Genomic DNA, 19,922 nt, shown 5'->3' on the forward strand with positions numbered 1-19,922 from the left:
GCGGAGATCACTGCCGGACGGAGTTCGCGCTGTCGATGCCGTCCAACAGGTCCTGCTCGTAGGCGATCCCCGGCCGGACCGGGTACCCGGCCGGCACCGGCGCCTCCAGCGCGGGCGGCAGCACCAGCGTCCGGACCGGCTCGGGGGCCCGGGTGGAGCGCCAGAGCCGGACGCAGGACAGGATCGCGGCGGCCAGCAGCAGCAGGTTACGCACCGTCAGCACCGCCACGCCCCACGGCTGACTGTTCACCACCTGGTTGAACAGCACCGGGAACTCCAGCGTGGTGAACAGCGTCGCGGCCAGCACCAGCAGCGCCACCGGACGCTGGCTGGTGCCACGCACCGTCAGGCAGACCGCCGTCAGGCCGACCACCCAGATCAGGTACTGCGGGCTGATCACCCGGCTGGTCACCGTGAAGACCAGCAGTGCGGCCAGCGCCGCGTCGAAGGTGGTCGCGGTCTGCCAGCGCTTGGCCCGCAGCCGCCAGAGCAGCAGCCAGGCGAAGCCGGCCAGGCTGGCCCCGACCGAGACCTTGGAGATCACCGTGACCCAGGGCCCGAGCATCTCCACCGAGCCGTAGTTCATCTTCACCTCGCCGTGCCAGCCGCCGGCCAGCCGGGCGAAGTGGATCGGCAGCGCGCCGAGCGACTCCACCTCGGTGCCCCGGTCCCGCTGGAACTTGAGGAACTCGAAGGCGCCGTTCATCCCGGCCGCGAGCAGGAAGCCCAGCGCGCTGAACGAGGCCACCGCCGCCGTCCAGGACCGCCTGGTCCGCCGCCCCTTCGGGGTGCCGAGCAGGGCCAGCACCGGCCAGACCTTGACCAGCCCGCCGAGCCCGAGCAGCGCACCGCCGAGCGCGGGCCGCCGCAGCACCACCAGCAGCCCGGCGATCGCCAGCGCGGTCACCATGATGTCGTACCGGCAGTAGACCGTCGGCCCGAGCAGCGGCACTCCCGCCACCCAGAACCAGGCACCGGTGAAGCTCCGGCCGCGCCGCGTCCCGGCCCGCATCAGCAGGCCCATGGCGAACGCGTCCAGCAGGCCGCAGAAGACCCAGAACGAGACCAGGTACGACCAGGGCAGCAGCCCGGGCAGCAGGATCACCAGCGCGGCGCCCGGCGGGTACTGCCAGGTCACGTCGTCCAGCGGGAAGGTGCCGGTCTGCAGCACCTGGTACCAGCCGTGGTAGATCACCGAGACGTCGGCGGTCACGTCGGCGCCGGTGATCCGGACCAGGCCGAGCACCATCAGGACGATCAGCACCCGGGTGGCCAGCCAGCCGCCCGCCAGGCCCCAGAGCGCTCCGCCGGCCGGTGACGATGCCGCGGTACGGTCGGCACCGCCCGCGCTGATGCCGCTACTCCCGGCCGGGGCCAACTCCACCGCACTCCCTCGTTCGACTTGGTCCGCGCCGCGCAGATCCACCCCCGAGCCCCCGTCCGTTCTCACCGTGCCGTCTCCGCATGCGTCGACCGGCACGGGCTGCCCACTGTAATCACAAGCGTGCTCGCACCCGCCGGCCGCGTTCCCGGCACACCGGGGCGTTGACCTATGGTACGGATCAGCGACCGGTACACCGAGCACCCCCCGACCGAGCGAGCCGTGGCATGCACAAGACCCTGATCGTCACCAACGACTTCCCGCCCCGGCCCGGCGGTATCCAGGCCTTCGTCCACAACATGGCGGTGCGCCAGCCCGCCGGCAGCATCGTCGTCTACGCCTCGACCTGGCGGGACGGCAGCGAGGTGGCGAAGTTCGACGCCGAGCAGCCGTTCCCGGTGATCCGGGACCGGACCAAGATGATGGTGCCGACCCCCCGGGTCACCCGGCGGGCCGCCGAGATCCTCCGGGCCGAGGGCTGCGACTCGGTCTGGTTCGGCGCCGCCGCACCGCTCGGCCTGATGGCCCCCGCGCTGCGCCGGGCCGGCGCGGGCCGGCTGCTCGGCATGACGCACGGTCACGAGGCCGCCTGGGCCCAGCTGCCGGTCTCCCGGCAGCTGCTCCGCCGGATCGGCGCGGGCACCGACACCCTGACCTACCTCGGCGAGTACACCCGCTCCCGGATCGCCGCCGCGGTCGGCCCCGAGGCGGCCGCCCGGATGGTCCAGCTGCCGCCGGGCGTGGACGAGCAGACCTTCCGCCCCGACTCCGGCGGCGCCGAGATCCGGGCCCGGCTCGGCCTGACGGACCGTCCGGTGGTGGTCTGCGTCTCGCGGCTGGTGCCGCGCAAGGGCCAGGACACCCTGATCGCCGCGCTGCCGCAGATCCTCCGGGACGTGCCGGACGCGGTGCTGCTGATCGTCGGCGGCGGCCCCTACCAGGGCGAGCTCGAGAAGCTCGCCGAGGCCAACGGCGTCAGCGCCTCGGTCCGCTTCACCGGGGCGGTGCCCTGGTCGGAGCTGCCCGCCCACTACGGCGCGGGCGACGTCTTCGCGATGCCCTGCCGCACCCGCCGGGGCGGCCTGGACGTGGAGGGCCTGGGCATCGTCTACCTGGAGGCCAGCGCGACCGGGCTGCCGGTGATCGCCGGTGACTCCGGGGGCGCCCCCGACGCCGTCCTGGAGGGCGAGACCGGCTACGTCGTCCCCGGCGGCTCGCCGGAGGCGGTCGCCGAACGGATCGTCCGGCTGCTGCACGACCCCGAACTCCGCCGCACCATGGGCGAAGCCGGGCGCCGCTGGGTCGAACGCTCCTGGCGCTGGGACCTCCTGGCGGGGCGGCTGACCAGCCTTCTCGCTGCTGAGTGAGGCTCCGCCTTTTGCAGGGCGCTCGGTTGCACTATCCAGGGGCTCGGGGAACTGCGAGGAGATCTGGCGCCGGGGTCACATGCGAAAGTGCCTGACCACGCACGGACGGATCACCTTGTACGAGGTCGGCGTCGCAGTTCCCCGAGCCCCTGGTGGCTGAGGCCCGGAGGGACTAGCGGCGGTAGAGGCCCTCTACCTCGGCGGCGAAGTCCTTCATGACGACGTTGCGCTTGAGCTTGAGTGAGGGCGTCAGGTGGCCGCTCTCCTCGGAGAAGACGGTGTCGAGGATGTGGAACTTCTTCACCGCCTCGGCGTGCGAGACCGCCTGGTTGCCCTCGTCGATCGCGGCCTGAACGGCCGTCAGCAGGTCGGGGTCCTCGCGGAGTTCGGCGAGGGTGGCGTCGGCGGGCTTGCCGGTGAGCTCCTTCCACTTCGGGAAGAAGTCCTCGTCGATGGTGACCAGGCAGGCGATGAACGGCTTGCGGTCGCCGACCACCATCACCTCGCCGATCAGCGCGTGGGCCCGGATCCGGTCCTCGATCACGGCGGGGGCGACGTTCTTGCCGCCCGCGGTGACCAGGATCTCCTTCTTCCGGCCGGTGATGGTCAGGTAGCCGTCGGCGTCCAGGCTGCCCAGGTCGCCGGTGGCGAACCAGCCGTCGCGCAGGGCGTCCGCCGTGGCGGCCGGGTTGTTCCAGTAGCCGGTGAAGATCTGCGGGCCCTGGAGCAGCACCTCGCCGTCCTCGGCGATCCGTACGGCGGAGCCGGGGAGCGGCTGGCCGACGGTGCCGATCTTCGGCCGGTCGTGCGGGTTGAAGGCGGTGGCCGCGCAGGTCTCGGTCAGGCCGTAGCCCTCCAGGACGGTGAAGCCGATGCCCCGGTAGAAGTGGCCGAGCCGCTCGCCGAGCGGGGCGCCGCCGGAGATCGCGTGGGTGGCCCGGCCGCCGAGGGCGGCGCGCAGCTTGCTGTAGACCAGCTTGTCGAAGACCGCGTGCTTGATCCGCAGGCCCAGGCCGGGGCCGCCGTGGTCGAGGGCGCGGCTGTACGCGATGGCGGTGTCGGCCGCCTTGTCGAAGATCTTGCCCTTGCCGTCGGCCTGCGCCTTGGCCCGGGCGGTGTTGTAGACCTTCTCGAAGACCCGGGGCACGCCGAGGATCAGGGTGGGCCGGAACGAGGCCAGCTCGGCCGTGACGTCCTTGATCTCGGAGACGTGGCCGAGCTTGATCGGGGCGATCACGGCGGCGATCTCGGCGATCCGGCCGAGCACGTGGGCCAGCGGCAGGAAGAGCAGCACCGAGCTGTGGCCGGTGCGGAACAGCGGCTCCAGACGGGCCGTCACATTGCCCAGCTCGGCCAGGAAATTGCCGTGGGTGAGCTGACAGCCCTTCGGGCGTCCGGTGGTGCCCGAGGTGTAGACGATGGTGGCGATCGAGTCGGCGGTCGGCACCGAGCGGCGCTCGGTGACCGTGCTGTCGGTGACCTTGGCGCCGGCCGTGGCCAGTTCGGCCAGGGCGCCGCGCTCGATCTGCCAGGTGTGGGCCAGCTCCGGCAGCCGGTCGCGCAGCCCGGCCACCACGGCGGCGTGGGTGTCGGTCTCGGTGACCACCGCGACGGCGCCGGAGTCGCCGAGGATCCAGGCGACCTGCTCGGCGGAGGAGGTCTCGTACACCGGCACGGTGATCGCGCCCGCGCACCAGATGGCGAAGTCCAGCACGGTCCACTCGTACCGGGTACGGGACATCACGCCGACCCGGTCGCCGGGGGCCACGCCCGCCGCGATCAGGCCCTTGGCGGTGCCGCGCACCTCGGCGAGGAACTGGGACGCCGTCAGATCCACCCACTGTCCGTCCAGCTTGCGGCTGAGAACCGCCACGTCCGAGTGCTGCTCGGCGTTCTGGTGGACCAGGTCGGAGAGGTTACCGCCGCTCGGTACCTGGTAGCGGGCCGGAAGGCTGAACTCGAGCAAGACTGCTCCTCGTCTGCGACGCTGCGGGACGGCAGGACGTTACTGCCCGGTAGGTGGAATGGCCAGAGTTGTCCGGCCCGGTGTTCGAAGAGTCACACCGGCGACCTGGTCCGGTGCTCCCGACTGGCACCTTACGACAGCACCCGGGTGACCCGCCGGTAGCCCGGACGGCCGTGACCTGGACCGATGCCCCGGCGGGAAGGGGAGCGGCGGCAGCGCGATAGCCTTCCCTGGGCGCAACACCTGTAACAGGACAGCGGAGGCCGTGTCATGGCGGAACACACCAGGTCGAGCATCACCATCGACGCCACCCCGGCCGAAGTCATGGCGGTGATCGCGGACTTCGCCGCGTACCCGGCCTGGACCGGCGAGGTCAAGGAGATCGAGGTCCTGGAGACCGCCGAGAACGGCCGGGCCGCGCAGGTGCGCCTGCTGCTGGACGCCGGGGCGATCCGCGACGAGCACGTGCTCGCCTACACCTGGGACGGCGACCGCGAGGTCAGCTGGACCCTGGTGAAGAGTCAGATGCTGCGCTCGCTGGACGGCTCGTACGCGCTGGCCCCGGCCAAGAACGGCACCGAGGTCACCTACCAGCTGGCCGTGGACGTCAAGATCCCGATGCTCGGCATGATCAAGCGCAAGGCGGAGAAGGTCATCATCGACCGCGCGCTGGCCGGGCTGAAGAAGCGCGTCGAGAGCTGATACCCGCGATGCGGACCATCCTGGTCAGCGGCGACGGGGCCGAGGAGGTCGCCGCCGCCACCGCCCTGCACCACGCGCGGCAGGGGCTGACCACCCATCTGCTGGCCGCCGACGACCCGCACCGGGTGCTGGACGACGTGCTCGGCACCCGGCTGACCGACCAGGCCGTCCGGTACGCCGACGCCCTGACGGTGGCCAGGACCGACGGACCGTCAGCCTTCCGGGCGGCGATCGACGGACTCTCCGGTGTCCTGGGCCCCGCCTTCGACCTGCTCGGCGCCACCCCGCTGGACCCGGAGGAGCTCACCCCGCTGCCCGGCACCGGTCAGCTCGCCCTGCTCCGCTCGCTGCGCACCGTCCGGGACCAGGTGCTGGTGGTGGCCGCCCCGCGCCCCGCCGAGCTGATCGCCGCGCTCGCGCTGCCCGAGCAGCTCGACCGCTACCTGGCCCGGCTGCTGCCCGAGCAGCGGCAGGCCGCCCGGGCGCTCCGCCCGCTGCTGGCCGCCGTCGCCGGGGTGCCGATGCCCGCCGAGTGGCTGTTCGAGGCCCGGACCCGGGCCGCCGCCGCGCTGGCCGAGGCCCGGGCGGTGATCGAGGCGCCCGGCACCACCGTCCGCCTGGTGGTGCAGGCGGCCGCCCCCCGCGCGGCCGAGCTGCGCCGGATCCGGGCCGGTCTCGCCCTGCACCGCCTGCGGCTGGACGCGGTGGTCGCCCACCGGGCGCTGCCCGCCGCCGCGACCGGCTCCGCCGACCCCTGGCTGGCCGCACACGCCGTCCGCGAGCGGGACACCCTGGCCGAGCTGGCGGCCGAACTGGACGTCCCGCTGCTGACCAGCCGTCAGCCCGGGCCCGCCCTGGAGGCGGTGGCCGAGCAGCTGTACGGCGGCGCCGCCGCCCCGCAGGCGGCCGAGCACCCCTGGTGGGTGGAGGACCGGCTGGCCGAGGACGGTCTGCTGCTCTGGCACCTGGCGCTGCCGGGCGCCGACCGGGCCGAGCTGGAGCTGGTCCGGCGCGGCGACGAACTGGTGGTCGGCCTGGGCGGCTACCGCCGGCTGCTGCCGCTGCCCGCCGCGCTGCGCCGCTGCACGGTGAGCGGGGCCGCCCTCACGGACGGCACCCTGACCGTCCGCTTCACCCCCGACCGGGACCTCTGGCCCCGGGGCCTGACCGAGGGCATCGGGTAGCGTCGGCAACCGCACGCCGTACCGAGGGAGGGCCCGATGGCCGACGAACAGTCAGACCGCGCAGCCGGAGCCGACCTGGTGGAGGAGGTGCGCCGGTTCGCCGCGGTGGTGGGGGAGAAGGCCCAGGAGATCGGCGGCAAACTGCGCGAGCAGAACCCGGAGGTGTACGGCCATCTGGCCGCGGCCGGGGGCGAACTGCTGGCCGCCTACCGCGCGGCCGTGAGCGGCCACGAGCGGAGTTGGTCCGCGCCGGGACACGCCGACGCCGAGCACATCGACCTTGACGGAGCGTCGGACAAGTAGTGAAGTCGCTGGTCAGAGCTGGTGACCGGCCGCCCGTAGGGGGTCACCGAACGAGGCAAATCGTACGACTTCTGAATACGATTCGGCCGCTTCCATAAAATTGTCTTCGAATAATGTATGCAGCGGTGTGTACGGGAGACCCCTCGGACCGGTACCGTTTCCGCTCAGCGGGAACGAGTGAATAGCTGAGGGACACATGGCTCTGACCATCGGCGTCGATGTCGGCGGTACGAAGATCGCGGCCGGCGTGGTCGACGAGAACGGCGAGATCCTCGCCCGGACCCGGGTACCCACCCCGGCCGACCCCCAGTGGGCGGTCGACGCCATCGCGCAGGCCGTGCGCGAGCTCAAGGAGCAGCACCCGGAGGTCGCGGCCGTCGGCGTCGGGGCCCCCGGCTTCGTCGACCGGGACCGCTCCACGGTGATCTTCGCGCCGAACATCGCGTGGGAGAACGAGCCGCTCAAGGCCCGGATCGAGGAGCTCACCGGCCTCACCACCGTGGTCGAGAACGACGCCAACTGCGCGGCCTGGGCCGAGTTCAGGTTCGGCGCGGCGGCCGCCCACGAGGACGCCGTGCTGATCACCGTCGGCACCGGCATCGGTGGCGGCATCGTGCTGGACGGGCGGCTGCACCGCGGCCGGTTCGGCGTCGCGGGCGAGATCGGCCACCTCAACATGGTGCCGGACGGCCTGCTCTGCGGCTGCGGCGGCAAGGGCTGCTGGGAGCAGTACGGCTCCGGCCGCGCGCTGCGCCGCTACGGCCGGGAGAAGGCCGCCGCCGACCCGATCGCGGGCAAGCGGATGCTGGAGCTGAACGACGGCCTCGCCGACACCATCCGGGGCATCCACATCACCGAAGCCGCCGCCGAGGGCGACCCGCTCGCGCTGGAGTGCTACGCCGAGCTGGCCGACTGGCTCGGCCGCGGCATGGCCGACCTGGCCGCGCTCTTCGACCCGGCCGTCTTCGTGCTCGGCGGCGGCGTCTCCGACTCCGGTGACCTGCTGCTCGACCCGGTCGCGGCCGCCTTCGAGACGTACATCACCGGCGGTGCGCACCGCCCTCGCGCCGAGGTGGTGCTCGCCACCATGGGCTCCGCCGCCGGCATCGCGGGCGCGGCCGACCTGGCCCGGATCTGACCCACGGTCACCCCGGTGGGCACGGCGTGCCCGCCCACCGGGGTGTTCCGCACCGGGCGGCCCATAGACTCGTCGGATGGACACCACCCCCGACCCGCTGATCGGTACCCTGCTGGACGCCCGGTACCGGGTGGAGCAGCGGATCGCGGTCGGCGGGATGGCCACCGTCTACCGGGCCACCGACACCCGGCTCGACCGGGTGGTGGCGGTGAAGGTGATGCACCCTTCGCTGGCCCAGGACGCCGAGTTCACCGGCCGGTTCATCCGCGAGGCCAAGGCGGTGGCCCGGCTCGCCCACCCCAACGTGGTGAACGTCTTCGACCAGGGCGCGGACGGCCGCTCGGTCTTCCTGGCGATGGAGTACGTGCCCGGGCGCACCCTGCGGGACCTGCTCAGGGACCGCGGCGCGCTCAGCGTCCGGGGCGCGCTGGACGTGCTGGAGCCGGTGCTCGCCGCGCTCGGCGCCGCGCACCGCGCGGGCCTGGTGCACCGCGACGTGAAGCCTGAGAACGTGCTGATCACCGACGGCGGCCTGGTCAAGGTCGCCGACTTCGGCCTGGTCCGGCTGCTCAGCGGCGCGGACGGGGTCACCGAGACCACCTCGGCCGGCACCGTGCTCGGCACCGTCTCCTACCTCGCCCCGGAGCAGATCCAGCCCGGCCTGCCGACCGACCAGCGGGTGGACGTCTACGCGGCGGGCATCCTGCTGTACGAGATGCTCACCGGCTCCAAGCCCTACCAGGGCGAGAACCCGATGCAGGTGATCTACCGTCACCTGCACGAGGACGTCCCGCCGCCCTCCCTGGTCGCCCCCGGCGCCGGTGCCGAGCTGGACGCGATAGTCGCCGCCGCGACCTCCCGCGACCCCGCCGCCAGGCCGTACGACGCGGTGGAGCTGCTGGCCGCGCTGCAGCGGGTCCGGCGCCGCCTGACGCCGGCTCAGCTGGACGCCGAGCCGCCCGCCTCCGCGCGGCGCAGCCCGCTGCACCCGACCACCGAGGCCACCTCGGTGCTGAATCAGGTGGAGCGCACCAGCGTGCTGGACGTGCCCACCATGATGCTCACCCGGCCCCGCCCGTACGACGAGCCGGCCCCGGCCAGGCGGGCCAGGCCGCGCCGTTCGCGCAAGCCGCTGATCTGGGCGGCGGTGCTGACCGCCGTCCTGCTGCTGGTCGGCGGGACGACGTACACGCTGTCCGGCGCGCTGTACGCGGAGGTGCCCGCGATCGTCGCGCAGACCCAGGCGGAGGCGGTCCGGACGCTGGACGCGGCCGGGCTGCAGGGCAGCTTCACGCAGCAGTTCAGCGAGACCGTCCCGGCCGGCCAGGTGATGGCGACCGATCCCGGGGTGGGCGCGCGGGCGCGGAAGAGCGACCCCGTACGGGTGACGCTGTCGAAGGGCCCTGAGCGGGTGGCGGTGCCCGCGCTGGCGGGCAAGTCGCTGGAGGACGCCCGGAAGTCGCTGACCACCGCCCGGCTGACGCCGGGCACGGTCACCGAGGAGTACAGCGACACGGTGGCGCAGGGCGCGGTGATCGGCAGCGCCCCCGGGGCCGAAACCCAGCTGGCGGTGGACGCGCCGGTGGCGCTGACGGTCAGCAAGGGCATGCGCCCGGTGCCGAACGTGGTCGGGATGACCAAGGACGAGGCCGAGAAGGCGCTCAAGGACGCCGGGTTCAAGTCGCAGACCGCGGGGCTGAACCTGTTCGGCACCGGCAAGGTGACCAGCCAGACCCCGGTGGCCGGTCAGCCGGCCAAGCAGGGCTCGACGGTGACCGTCACCTTCCCGTTCATCTGACCGGGAGGCTGACCCAAGGTCAGCGCAGCGGGCCGTCGCCCGGCTCCTCCTGGTAGGAGTAGCGCTGCTCGGCCCACGGGTCGGCCAGGTTGTGGTAGCCGCGCTCCTCCCAGAAGCCCCGGCGGTCGGCCCGCATGTACTCGACCGCGCGGACCCACTTCGGGCCCTTCCAGGCGTACCGTCCGGGGACCACCAGCCGGACCGGGAAGCCGTGCTCCACGGTGAGCGGCCGGCCGTCGTGGTGGGTGGCGAAGACGGTCGAGGGGTCGGCGAACTCGGCCAGCGGGAGGTTGGCGCTGTAGCCGTACTCGGCCCAGATCATCACATGGGTGACGTGGTCGGCGGGCGGCACCTGCTCGAGCACGGTGGCGGCGGCGACCCCGCTCCACTCGTTGTCGAGCATCGAGAACCGGGTCACGCAGTGGAAGTCGGCGCGCACGGTGACCCGGGGGAGGGCGTGGAAGCCCTCGAAGTCCCAACTGTGCTTCTCCGCCGAGGCGGTGGCCCCGAACACCTGGAAGTCCCAGGTCAGTGGCTTGAAGCGGGGGACCGGGCCGTAGTGCAGCACCGGCCAGCCGCGCTGCAGGCGCTGGCCGGGAGGGAGTCTCGGGTCAGGCGGCTGGAGCTCTTCGCGTTCTGACTGACCCATGCCTCCATGGTGACAGACGGCGGACGCCCTGCCGCGCGCGCCCCTCGGCGCACTGTCACCCGAACGGGATAAATCGGATATTCCGACACATGTTCCAGTAAGTGTGAACTTACTGGAAATTACGCCCAGGGCAGTGCCACGATGCGGTCAGCCGTGGTTCCGCGTGTGTTGTAGACGAAGAGCAGGAGGGCACCGCCATGAAGGGCGACGCCGAGGTCATCGAATTCCTCAACGAGCAGCTCACCGCCGAGCTGACCGCCATCAACCAGTACTTCCTGCACGCCAAGATGCAGGAGAACTTCGGCTGGACCAAGCTCGCCAAGTACACCCGGCACGAGTCCATCGACGAGATGCGGCACGCCGAGACGCTGACCGACCGGATCCTCTTCCTGGACGGGCTGCCGAACTACCAGCGGCTGTTCCACGTCCGGGTCGGGCAGACCGTCAAGGAGATGTTCGAGGCGGACCGCCAGGTCGAGGTCGAGGCGATCGACCGGCTCAAGCGCGGCATCGTGGTGATGCGGGCCAAGAACGACGTGACCTCGGCCAATATCTTCGAGTCGATCCTGGCGGACGAGGAGCACCACATCGACTACCTGGACACCCAGCTCGAACTGCTGGAGAAGCTCGGCGAGGCGCTCTACCTGGCGCAGCTCATCGAGCAGCCGGAGAGCTGACCCGAGGGGCGGCGGTCAGGCGGCCTGGGCGGCCGGCTGCTCGGGCTCGGCCAGACCGAGCTTCGCGGCCAGCCTGGCTGTCGGGCACGGGCGGGCCCCGTGCTCCCCGAGCAGGGCCTGGATCCGGCGGACGCACGAGCCGCAGTCCGTACCGGCCTTGCAGCCCTTGGCTATCTCGCGCGGGGTCTGCGCGCCGTCGTCGATCTGCTGCTTGACCTGGGCCTCGGTGACCGCATGGCACATGCACACGTACATCGCGGTGACTCCCGGGGACTAGTGCGGCGCGTTGAGCTAAGGCTTACCTTACCCAATAATGCGGGCACGAAAAAGCCCCTCCGCGTTCCGTCATCCGGAAAGCGGAGGGGCCTTCGTCACATCGGGGGTCAGTGACCCCGGTACAGCTCGGCCACCTGGAAGGCCAGGTCCAGCGACTGGCTCCGGTTCAGCCGCGGGTCGCAGGCCGTCTCGTAGCGCTGGTGCAGGTCGTCGACCAGCACCTCGTCGCCGCCGCCGACGCACTCGGTGACGTCGTCACCGGTGAGCTCGACGTGGATGCCGCCCGGGTGGGTGCCGAGGCCGCGGTGCACCTCGAAGAAGCCCTGGACCTCGTCGAGCACGTCGTCGAAGCTGCGGGTCTTGTGACCGCTGGAGGCCTCGAAGGTGTTGCCGTGCATCGGGTCGCAGATCCACACCGGCTGGGCGCCGGAGGCGGTGACCTTCTCCACCAGGGTGGGCAGGTGCTCGCGGATCTTGCCCGCGCCCATCCGGGTGATGAAGGTGAGCCGGCCGGGCTCGCGCTCGGGGTCGAGCTTCTCGATCAGGGTGAGCGCCTCGTCGACCGAGGTGGTCGGGCCGAGCTTCACGCCGATCGGGTTGCGGATCTTCGAGGCGAACTCGATGTGCGCGTGGTCGAGCTGACGGGTGCGCTCACCGATCCAGACCATGTGGCCCGAGACGTCGTACAGGTCACCGGTGCGCGAGTCGACGCGGGTCAGCGCCGTCTCGTAGTCCAGCACCAGGGCCTCGTGCGAGGAGTAGAACTCGACCGTCCGGAACTCCTCCGGGGCGACCCCGCAGGCGTTCATGAAGGCGAGCGCGTTGTCGATCTCGCGCGCCAGCTGCTCGTAGCGCTGCCCGGCCGGGGAGTTGCGCACGAAGTCCTGGTTCCAGGCGTGTACCTGGCGCAGGTCGGCGTAACCACCGGTGGTGAAGGCCCGGACCAGGTTGAGCGTCGCCGCGGAGGCGTTGTACATCCGCTTGAGGCGCTCCGGGTCCGGGATCCGGGACTCGGGAGTGAAGTCGAAGCCGTTGACCGAGTCGCCCCGGTAGACCGGCAGGGTCACGCCATCCCGGGTCTCGGTCGACTTGGAACGCGGCTTGGAGTACTGGCCCGCGATCCGGCCGACCTTCACGACCGGCACCGAGGCCGCGTACGTGAGTACGGCGGCCATCTGGAGCAGGGTCTTCAACTTGTTGCGGATGTGGTCGGCGGAGACGCCGTCGAATGCCTCGGCGCAGTCGCCGCCCTGTAGCAGGAACGCCTCACCACGCGCGACGGCACCGAGCCGGGCGCGCAGCTGGTCGCACTCGCCGGCGAAGACGAGCGGCGGATACGAAGCGAGGTCCGCAAGAGCCTTGCGCAGCGCCTCTTGATCCGGCCATTCAGGCTGCTGCGCCGCGGGCAGGGACTGCCAGGAGTGCTGATTTGTCACGGTCACAGGGTCAAGGCTACGGGTTGCCACCGAAAAAAAGGGCGCACCGCCCGATGGGTGAGACACCTGATGGACAATCCGCCGGACAGCCTCACCTCCCCCTCCCATCCGCTAGGCTCAGGCCCATGAACGCACCGCACACCTTCTCGTGGTGGTGGACCAACCCCGTGGGTGGTCCACAAGTCGCGCGTTCCTAGACGCACACGACGGCCGCCCCTCGGGGCGGCCGTCGGCGTATGGACAGTCGGACGGCCCTCCCCGGAAGCGGAATCCCATCCCGCACGCCTCCCGGAAGGACCAGTCGAACCGTGACCAGCCTCACTTCGCTGCTGCACCGCCTCTCTGCCGCCGACGCACCGGCGTACGCCCTGCTGCACCGCCGCGCCCCCCGGCACGCGCCGGACACCGTGGAGATCCTGATCGGCACCGCGGGCGTCCACGAGGAGCTGGCCGACCTGCCGGTGCCGCTCGGTGTGCCGGACGGCGGCGGGCGGCACGACCTGCTCGCCCTGGTCCCGTACCGGCAGATCCGCGAGCGCGGCTTCGAGGCGCACGACGACGGCACCCCGTTGCAGGGGATCCGGGTCGAGGAGCAGTACGCCTTCCCGCTCGCCGAGGTGCTGGCCGCGTTGCCGCAGCTGCCGATCTCGCTCACCGGCGGCTCCTTCGACATCGACGACCGGGCCTATGCCGAGATCGTCCGGACCGTGATCGCGGACGAGATCGGCCGGGGCGAGGGCGCCAACTTCGTGATCCGGCGGGACTTCACCGCCCGGCTGGACGACTTCGGCCCGGCCACCCCGCTCAGCCTCTTCCACCGCCTGCTGGACCAGGAGCGCGGGGCGTACTGGACCTTCCTGGTGCACACCGGCGAGCGCTATCTGGTCGGTGCCTCGCCGGAGGTCCACGTCCGGCAGAGCGCCGGCACCGTGGTGATGAACCCGATCTCCGGGACGTACCGCTACCCGGCCACGGGCCCCGGCATCGACTCGCTGCTGGACTTCCTGAACGACCCCAAGGAGCTGGAGGAGCTCACCATGGTGGTCGACGAGGAACTCAAGATGATGTGCACCGTCGGCGACCTCGGCGGCCAGGTGCTCGGCCCCCGGCTCAAGGAGATGGCCCACCTCGCGCACACCGAGTACGAGCTGCGCGGCCGGACCTCACTGGACGTCAGGGAGGTGCTCAAGGAGACCATGTTCGCCGCCACCGTGACCGGCAGCCCGGTGCAGAACGCCACCCGGGTGATCAAGCGTTACGAGCGCACCGGCCGCGGCTACTACTCCGGCGCGCTGGCCCTGATCGGCCGCACCGCCAGCGGCGGGCAGCAGCTCGACTCGCCGATCTGCATCCGTACCGTCGACATCGACCTCACCGGCGGCCTGGTGGTCCGGGCCGGCGCGACGCTGGTCCGGCACTCCGACCCCGACTCCGAGGTGGCCGAGACGCACGCCAAGGCCGCCGGGGTGCTCACCGCGATCGGCGCCCGCCCGGCGCCCGCCCACCGCACCGCCCGTCGCGGTGGTCCGGTGCTGGCCGACGACCACCGGGTGCAGGCCGCGCTGGACTCCCGGCGTACCCGGCTCGCGCCGTTCTGGCTGCGGATGCAGCAGCCCGCCACCGTCACCGCCGAGCTGGAGACCCTGGTGGTGGACGGCGAGGACACCTTCACCTCGATGCTGTCCCACCTGCTCACCTCGCTCGGCCACCGGGTGCGGGTGCTGCGCTTCGACACCCCCGGCCTGCGCGAGCTGGTGGCGGCCCATCAGGGGCCGCTGGTGCTCGGCCCCGGCCCCGGCGACCCGGCCGACCCGGCGGACCCCAAGATGGCGATCCTGCGGCCGATCGTGGCCGAGGCACTGGCCGCCGCCCGCAGCGGCGCCCGGACCGCCCCGCTGCTCGCGGTCTGCCTCAGCCACCAGCTGGTCTCGGCCGAGCTCGGCCTGCCGCTGGCCCGCAAGGACGTCCCCTACCAGGGCGCCCAGGAGAACATCGACCTGTTCGGCACCCGCCGGACGGTCGGCTTCTACAACACCTTCACCTCCCGCTGCACCGACGCCGACGCCGCCCGGCTGGCCGTCGAGGGCATCGAGGTGGCCCGGGCCGACGACTCCACCGACGTGCACGCGCTGCGCGGGCCCGGCTTCGTCACGCTGCAGTTCCACCCCGAGTCGGTGCTGACCCGGGAGGGCGTGGTGCTGGTCGCCGAACTGCTGGAGGGCATGGGCGCCGTGACGGTGTGAAGGTATGACGCACTGCGGCGCCGGGCGGATTGTCCGCTCGGCGCCGCAGGGATGGGCATCGGTCAGAGCAGGCCGCTGACCGCGCCGAAGCTGCCGCTCGAGAGCATGGAGTAGCCGCTGCTGCTGACGGTGCCGTTGCCGTTGCCCGCCCACTGGAGCAGCTGACCGTCCGACAGCTTGCCGGCGATGTCCACCTTGCCGTCGTTGTTGAAGTCCCCGGCGACCAGGTCGCTGACCGCGCCGAAGCTGCCGCTCGTCAGCATGGAGTAGCCGCTGCTGCTGACGGTGCCGTTGCCGTTGCCCGCCCACTGGAGCAGCTGACCGTCCGACAGCTTGCCGGCGATGTCCACCTTGCCGTCGTTGTTGAAGTCTCCGGCCACCATGTCGCTGACCGAGCCGAAGTTGCCGCTGGAGACCATGGAGTTGCCGGCGGCACCGTTGATCGTGCCGTTGCCGTTGCCCGGCCACATCAGCAGCTGGCCGTCGGTGAGCTTGCCGGCGATGTCCACCTTGCCGTCACCGTTGAAGTCGGCCGCGAGCAGGCCGCTCACCGAGCCGAAGCTGCCGCTCGTCAGCATGGAGTAGCCGCTGGCGCTCACGGTGCCGTTGCCGTTGCCCGCCCACATCAGCAGCTGGCCGTCGGAGAGCTTGCCCGCCACGTCGGTCTTGCCGTCGTTGTTGAAGTCGGCGGCCACCAGGTCACTGACCGCGCCGAAGTTGCCGCTGGGGACCAGGGAGTAGCCGCTGCTGCTGATGGTGCCGTTGCCGTTGCCCGCCCACTGGAGCAGCTGGCCGTCGGTGAGCTTGCCGGCGATGTCGGTCTTGCCGTCACCGTTGAAGTCGACCCGGGAGGCGGTGGGGGCGACCACGTCGTCGATGACCTTGTTGTAGCGCAGGGCCTTGTAGTCGCTGTTCGGGTGCGAGTCGAACAAGGGGGCGTTGATGGAGATGCCGGTCTTGTGCTTCACCGGGTTGGAGCCGAAGGAGTAGTAGGAGAACGTGGTGTGCGCGGCGTCGTCCCACTTGTCGAAGAGGATGACGTGGTCGACGAGGCTGTTGAGGATGTCGCCGGGCTTGAGCTGGCTGCGGGGGATCTCGGTAGCAACGTTGGGCAGGCGGGTGGTGTCCAGGCTGTCGCTCAGGTGCCAGGCCATCGAGACGTAGCCGGAGCAGTCCTTGCGGTAGCCCCGACCCGAGGAGTCGGGGTAGGTCTCACCGGTCGTGGTGTAGGTGATGGGCGCCCCGATCTGGTACCAGTAGTCCGCCCGGGCGATGATCTCGCTGCGGGTGATCTGCCCGTCCACCGTGGAGGTCGCGGCCTGGGCGACGGTGGTGGTGAACGCGGTGGTGGCGATCGCGCCGGAGGCGGCGATCGAGGCGGCGAGGGCGATCCGGACGAGCTTGGAGACCTTCGAAGACATGGCGATACCCCTGAGTGGCGAAGACGGGTGAGTGAGGCCGACACGGCTGTCCTGCAGGAACAGCCGGGTCCGGCGGCCGCCGGGGGCTTTCGGCCGGTGTTCCCGGCCTGCCTCCCTGGCGGCGATCACCAGCTTCGTCGCAGCTCAACGGGGTTGGAAGAGCTTCCGGTTGGACGGAACGGGCCCTGGACCGTTCCGTCCACCAGGGCGGCTACCGAGTGCTCGGGAGCCAGCCGCTCTGCACGGCGCGGACGCCGGCCTCGAAGCGGCTGCGGGCGCCGAGGCGCTCCATCAGGTCGGTGGCCAGGCGGCGGGCGGTGCGGGGGGAGACGCCGAGGCGCTTGGCGATCGCGTCGTCGGTGTGGCCCTCGGCGAGCAGCCGGATGATGGCCGACTCCTGGGCGCTGAGCCCGAGTTCGCTGGGGGCCGAGCCCTCGCCGAGCGGCTGGGCCCCGGCCCAGACCGACTCGAACAGGGCGCACAGGACGGTGATGGTGCCCTGGCCGGTCAGCACCACGGCGCCCGCCGCGGTGTCGTCGCTGCTCACCGGGATGACCGCGGTGCTGCGGTCGGCGATGATCATCCGGGTCGGCAGGGTGGGTACCGTCCGGACCTGACCGCCGCGCTCGGTCAGCCAGTTGACGTACTCGACGGTGTGCGGGCTGTTGCGGACGCTGTCCAGGTAGATGGTGCGCATCCGGACCCCGCGGTCCAGCAGGTCCTGGTTGAGCGGGCGGGCGCTCTCGATGTGCTCGGGCTTCTGGGCACCCTCCGGGGCGAAGGTCATCACCTCCTCGCGCAGCTCACGGCCGATCCGGGCCAGCCGGTCACGGATCTGGTCGATCCCGACCAGCTGCTCCACACCAGGGTGGCTGGTGGCGGGCCGCAGATCGGCGTACTCGGCGATGAGCTGGGCGGCGGCGGCGCGGGACGCCTCGATGCGGAGCTGCTGGGCGGCCAGTTCGGCCTGCTGACGGGCCATCAGGATCTCCATCCCGATGTCCGGGGAGACCGCGCGCAGGGCGCCGGCCCGCTCGCCGGAGGGGCGCAGCAGGGCCAGTTCACTGAGGGTGTCCAGCGAGCGTCGGATCTCGTCCTCGGGCCGGCGCAGGCGCTCGGACAGCGCCGTCACGCCGTCCTGTGGGTGGGCGAGCATCGCCCGGTAGACCGCTTCGGACGTGCTGTCCAGGCCGAGTGTGGTGAGCACGTTTTCATCCCCCGGTAGTGAACCTGCGTTCGATGCGCACGCGATCATTACACAGGAGAGTGACGAACGGCTGGCCGTTTCGGGCCTGGGCCGGAACCGTCCAGGTTGATCCCCTTCACGACGTTTGCCCAGTTCGGGACCCTCGGTGCATGTATCTCGTGCACACCGCTCTCCTGCCCGCTCCCAGCGGCAGCCCGCTGCCGGACGGGGTCCGCGAGCTCTTCCAGGCCGCGCTCCGGCCCGAGGACCGCATCGAGCACCTCGTGTTCCACCCCCGCGCCGAGCCCGCCCCGGTGCTGGGGGTGTATCTGCTGGCCGACAGCCTGGCGGAGGCGGAGCGCAGGGTCGCCCTGTTCTGCCACCGCGCCCTGGGCGCCGTACCGCAGTTCGCCGGGTGGCGGGCGGAACCGTCCACGGCACCGATGGTGGTGCCCTTCTACGAGCAACTGCTGGCCTCTTCCGGCCTCGCTGGACGGAACGGTCCAAGGACGTTTCCGTCCACCTGAAAGCCCTTCCACCCAGGCTGAGCTGCGACGAAGCTGGTACTCGCCAGCAGGGAACACCACCCGGACGGCAACCGGACGAAGCGTCACCGCGGACCGCTGAGCCCGAATCCACCGACTCGCACGCACTCCTGAGGATTCATCATGCTTCGCACCGTCATCGCCAAGACCGCCGCGGTTGCCACCATCGCCCTCGCCGTCCTGCTGCCGCTCAACGCCGGGACCGCCACCGCCGCCACGACCGCCGCCCAGCCGGCCCCCGTCGTGGTCACGGCCAACGACCTCATCTGGGGCTGACCAAGCCGCCCCACCCGCTCCACCCGCTACGCCGCGCCGACCGCTGCTCCTGCAGGGCAGCCGTCCGACGCGCGGCCGGCCCACTCACTTGCCTGAACCTCGTACTCCAAGGGGAGTTCCGCCATGCCTTCTCGCGCGTCCAAGCTCGTCCGGATCGCTCTCGCCGCCTCCATCGCCGCCTCCGGCGCGATCGCCACCACCGCGTTCACCAGCAGCGTGGCCCAGGCCGCGACCTCCACGGTGGACGGTCAGATCACCCGTAGCGAGATCATCGCCCGGGCCCAGTACTGGCTGGGCAAGCCCATCACGTACGACCAGGGCGGCAGCTACCCCGACTCCTCGGGCCGCAACTACCGCACCGACTGCTCGGGTTACGTCTCGATGGCCTGGCACCTCGGCGCCAACCCCAACCCCAGCACCCGGGACCTGCCCGGCTACTCGCACGAGATCTCCCGTGCTGACCTGAAGCCCGGCGATATTCTCAACAGCTTCTACGACCACGTCATCCTGTTCGACCAGTGGGATGACGCCGCGCACACCAAGTTCTCCTACTACGCCTTCGGTTCCACTCCGGTGAAGCACGTCACCGGGATGTCCATCAACGCCGCCACCTTCGACTCGCACCCCAACGGCGACTACAAGGCCCTGCGCTACAACAAGGTCATCGAGGACACCGCGACCCGCACCGGTGTGTACCACCCGCAGACGCAGGTGTTCTACGAGGGCAACAACGCCGGTGGGACTGTTGGGTCGGCGATGTTCGGGAACCCTGGGTGGAAGCCGTTGACGGGCAACTGGGACGGTGTCGGCTCGGCGAGCATCGGGGCGTACGACGCGGCGACGGGGACGTTCTACCTCTCCAACGACAATGCGTCGGCGGCTGTTTCGGTGAAGTTCGGCAACCCCAACTGGGTGCCCATCGCCGGCGACTGGAACAAGGACGGCAAGGACACCATCGGGGCGTATGACCCGTCGACGTCGAAGTTCTACCTGTCCAACGACAACAGCACGCTGGCGACCAGCTTCGTCTACGGCAGCCCGAACGACGTTCCGGTGGCCGGTGACTGGAACGGCGACGGTGCCGACGAGGTCGGTGTCTACCACCCCGGCAACCAGACCTTCTACCTCGGTGACATCTCCGGCGGCACCTACGCCGTGACGGCCTTCGGCAACCCGGGCTGGCTGCCGATCACCGGCGACTGGGACGCCAACGGCACCTCCACCGTGGGTGCGTACGACCCGGCCACGTCGAAGTTCTACCTGTCCAACGACAACCTGAACGCCGCGACCAGCTTCGTCTACGGCAGCCCGGGCGACGTCCCGATCACCGGCGCCTGGTAGTCCGTTCCCCCTTCCTTCCCCGCTGCCGGGTGG

18 protein-coding genes are annotated in these 19,922 nt (G+C 71.3%); 11 read left to right on the forward strand and 7 right to left on the reverse strand.

The genetic code is table 11. The annotated features are described in order from the left end of the window. Positions 1 to 7 precede the first annotated feature (7 nt). A complete protein-coding gene (locus F4556_RS27525; protein ID WP_313068702.1) occupies positions 8 to 1,450 on the reverse strand; it encodes a glycosyltransferase 87 family protein in 1,443 nt (480 codons plus the stop codon). Between the two features lie 158 nt (positions 1,451 to 1,608). On the opposite strand from F4556_RS27525, the gene F4556_RS27530 reads away from it, so the two are divergent. After that, positions 1,609 to 2,748, forward strand: a complete 1,140-nt coding sequence (locus F4556_RS27530) for a glycosyltransferase family 4 protein (protein WP_184920665.1) — start codon at positions 1,609 to 1,611, stop codon at positions 2,746 to 2,748. A gap of 172 nt (positions 2,749 to 2,920) precedes the next feature. On the opposite strand, the gene F4556_RS27535 is transcribed toward F4556_RS27530, so the two are convergent. Then, positions 2,921 to 4,714, reverse strand: a complete 1,794-nt coding sequence (locus tag F4556_RS27535) for an AMP-dependent synthetase/ligase (protein WP_184920666.1) — start codon at positions 4,712 to 4,714, stop codon at positions 2,921 to 2,923. 270 nt (positions 4,715 to 4,984) lie between these two features. On the opposite strand from F4556_RS27535, the gene F4556_RS27540 reads away from it, so the two are divergent. The 5 genes from F4556_RS27540 to pknB all read left to right on the forward strand — a co-directional run bounded on the left by F4556_RS27540 (position 4,985) and on the right by pknB (position 9,839). Next, positions 4,985 to 5,416, forward strand: coding sequence for an SRPBCC family protein (locus F4556_RS27540; protein ID WP_184920668.1), 432 nt, complete (start codon positions 4,985 to 4,987; stop codon positions 5,414 to 5,416). Between the two features lie 8 nt (positions 5,417 to 5,424). Continuing rightward, complete coding sequence (locus F4556_RS27545) at positions 5,425 to 6,600, forward strand: ArsA family ATPase (RefSeq protein WP_184920670.1); 1,176 nt, start codon at positions 5,425 to 5,427, stop codon at positions 6,598 to 6,600. 36 nt (positions 6,601 to 6,636) lie between these two features. Continuing rightward, positions 6,637 to 6,903, forward strand: coding sequence for a DUF5304 family protein (locus tag F4556_RS38515; protein WP_184920672.1), 267 nt, complete (start codon positions 6,637 to 6,639; stop codon positions 6,901 to 6,903). Between the two features lie 196 nt (positions 6,904 to 7,099). After that, positions 7,100 to 8,041 carry an ROK family glucokinase gene (locus tag F4556_RS27555; protein ID WP_184920679.1) on the forward strand — a complete coding sequence of 314 codons (942 nt, stop codon included), beginning with the start codon at positions 7,100 to 7,102 and terminating at the stop codon, positions 8,039 to 8,041. A gap of 76 nt (positions 8,042 to 8,117) precedes the next feature. Beyond that, positions 8,118 to 9,839: a Stk1 family PASTA domain-containing Ser/Thr kinase gene (gene pknB, locus F4556_RS27560; RefSeq protein ID WP_184920681.1), complete on the forward strand. Its 1,722-nt coding sequence runs from the start codon at positions 8,118 to 8,120 to the stop codon at positions 9,837 to 9,839. 19 nt (positions 9,840 to 9,858) lie between these two features. Here pknB and F4556_RS27565 read toward each other — a convergent pair whose 3' ends face one another. Further along, a complete protein-coding gene (locus F4556_RS27565; protein ID WP_184920683.1) occupies positions 9,859 to 10,488 on the reverse strand; it encodes a sulfite oxidase-like oxidoreductase in 630 nt (209 codons plus the stop codon). A 197-nt stretch (positions 10,489 to 10,685) separates the two neighbouring features. Between F4556_RS27565 and bfr the strand changes: the two genes are divergently transcribed. Then, entirely contained in the window at positions 10,686 to 11,165 is a 480-nt protein-coding gene (gene bfr / locus F4556_RS27570; protein WP_057233031.1) for a bacterioferritin, read from the forward strand. 15 nt (positions 11,166 to 11,180) lie between these two features. Here bfr and F4556_RS27575 read toward each other — a convergent pair whose 3' ends face one another. Both F4556_RS27575 and F4556_RS27580 read right to left on the reverse strand, forming a co-directional pair. After that, positions 11,181 to 11,420 (reverse strand): (2Fe-2S)-binding protein, encoded by a 240-nt coding sequence (locus F4556_RS27575; RefSeq protein WP_184920685.1) that lies wholly within the window; start codon positions 11,418 to 11,420, stop codon positions 11,181 to 11,183. 128 nt (positions 11,421 to 11,548) lie between these two features. Then, on the reverse strand, positions 11,549 to 12,883 hold the full coding sequence (locus F4556_RS27580; RefSeq protein WP_184920687.1) for a class II 3-deoxy-7-phosphoheptulonate synthase: 1,335 nt from the start codon (positions 12,881 to 12,883) through the stop codon (positions 11,549 to 11,551). Positions 12,884 to 13,113: 230 nt separating this feature from the next. On the opposite strand from F4556_RS27580, the gene F4556_RS27585 reads away from it, so the two are divergent. Continuing rightward, positions 13,114 to 15,120, forward strand: a complete 2,007-nt coding sequence (locus tag F4556_RS27585) for an anthranilate synthase family protein (protein ID WP_184920689.1) — start codon at positions 13,114 to 13,116, stop codon at positions 15,118 to 15,120. Between the two features lie 62 nt (positions 15,121 to 15,182). Here F4556_RS27585 and F4556_RS27590 read toward each other — a convergent pair whose 3' ends face one another. After that, positions 15,183 to 16,541, reverse strand: coding sequence for an FG-GAP repeat domain-containing protein (locus F4556_RS27590; protein ID WP_184920690.1), 1,359 nt, complete (start codon positions 16,539 to 16,541; stop codon positions 15,183 to 15,185). A gap of 211 nt (positions 16,542 to 16,752) precedes the next feature. Next, the gene (locus F4556_RS39200) at positions 16,753 to 17,748 is read right to left on the reverse strand and encodes a helix-turn-helix domain-containing protein (protein WP_184920692.1); all 996 of its coding nucleotides are present in this window, start codon (positions 17,746 to 17,748) and stop codon (positions 16,753 to 16,755) included. Between the two features lie 149 nt (positions 17,749 to 17,897). Here F4556_RS39200 and F4556_RS27600 point away from each other — a divergent pair, with 149 nt between their 5' ends. The 3 genes from F4556_RS27600 (at position 17,898) to F4556_RS38530 (ending at position 19,889) form a co-directional block, all read left to right on the forward strand. Further along, on the forward strand, positions 17,898 to 18,254 hold the full coding sequence (locus F4556_RS27600) for a hypothetical protein (protein ID WP_184920694.1): 357 nt from the start codon (positions 17,898 to 17,900) through the stop codon (positions 18,252 to 18,254). Between the two features lie 141 nt (positions 18,255 to 18,395). Next, positions 18,396 to 18,548, forward strand: coding sequence for a hypothetical protein (locus F4556_RS27605; protein ID WP_184920696.1), 153 nt, complete (start codon positions 18,396 to 18,398; stop codon positions 18,546 to 18,548). A gap of 123 nt (positions 18,549 to 18,671) precedes the next feature. Then, complete coding sequence (locus F4556_RS38530; RefSeq protein ID WP_246511100.1) at positions 18,672 to 19,889, forward strand: NlpC/P60 family protein; 1,218 nt, start codon at positions 18,672 to 18,674, stop codon at positions 19,887 to 19,889. The last annotated feature ends 33 nt before the right edge of the window (positions 19,890 to 19,922 follow it).

The sequence above is a fragment of the Kitasatospora gansuensis genome, from assembly GCF_014203705.1.
Lineage (GTDB): Bacteria > Actinomycetota > Actinomycetes > Streptomycetales > Streptomycetaceae > Kitasatospora > Kitasatospora gansuensis.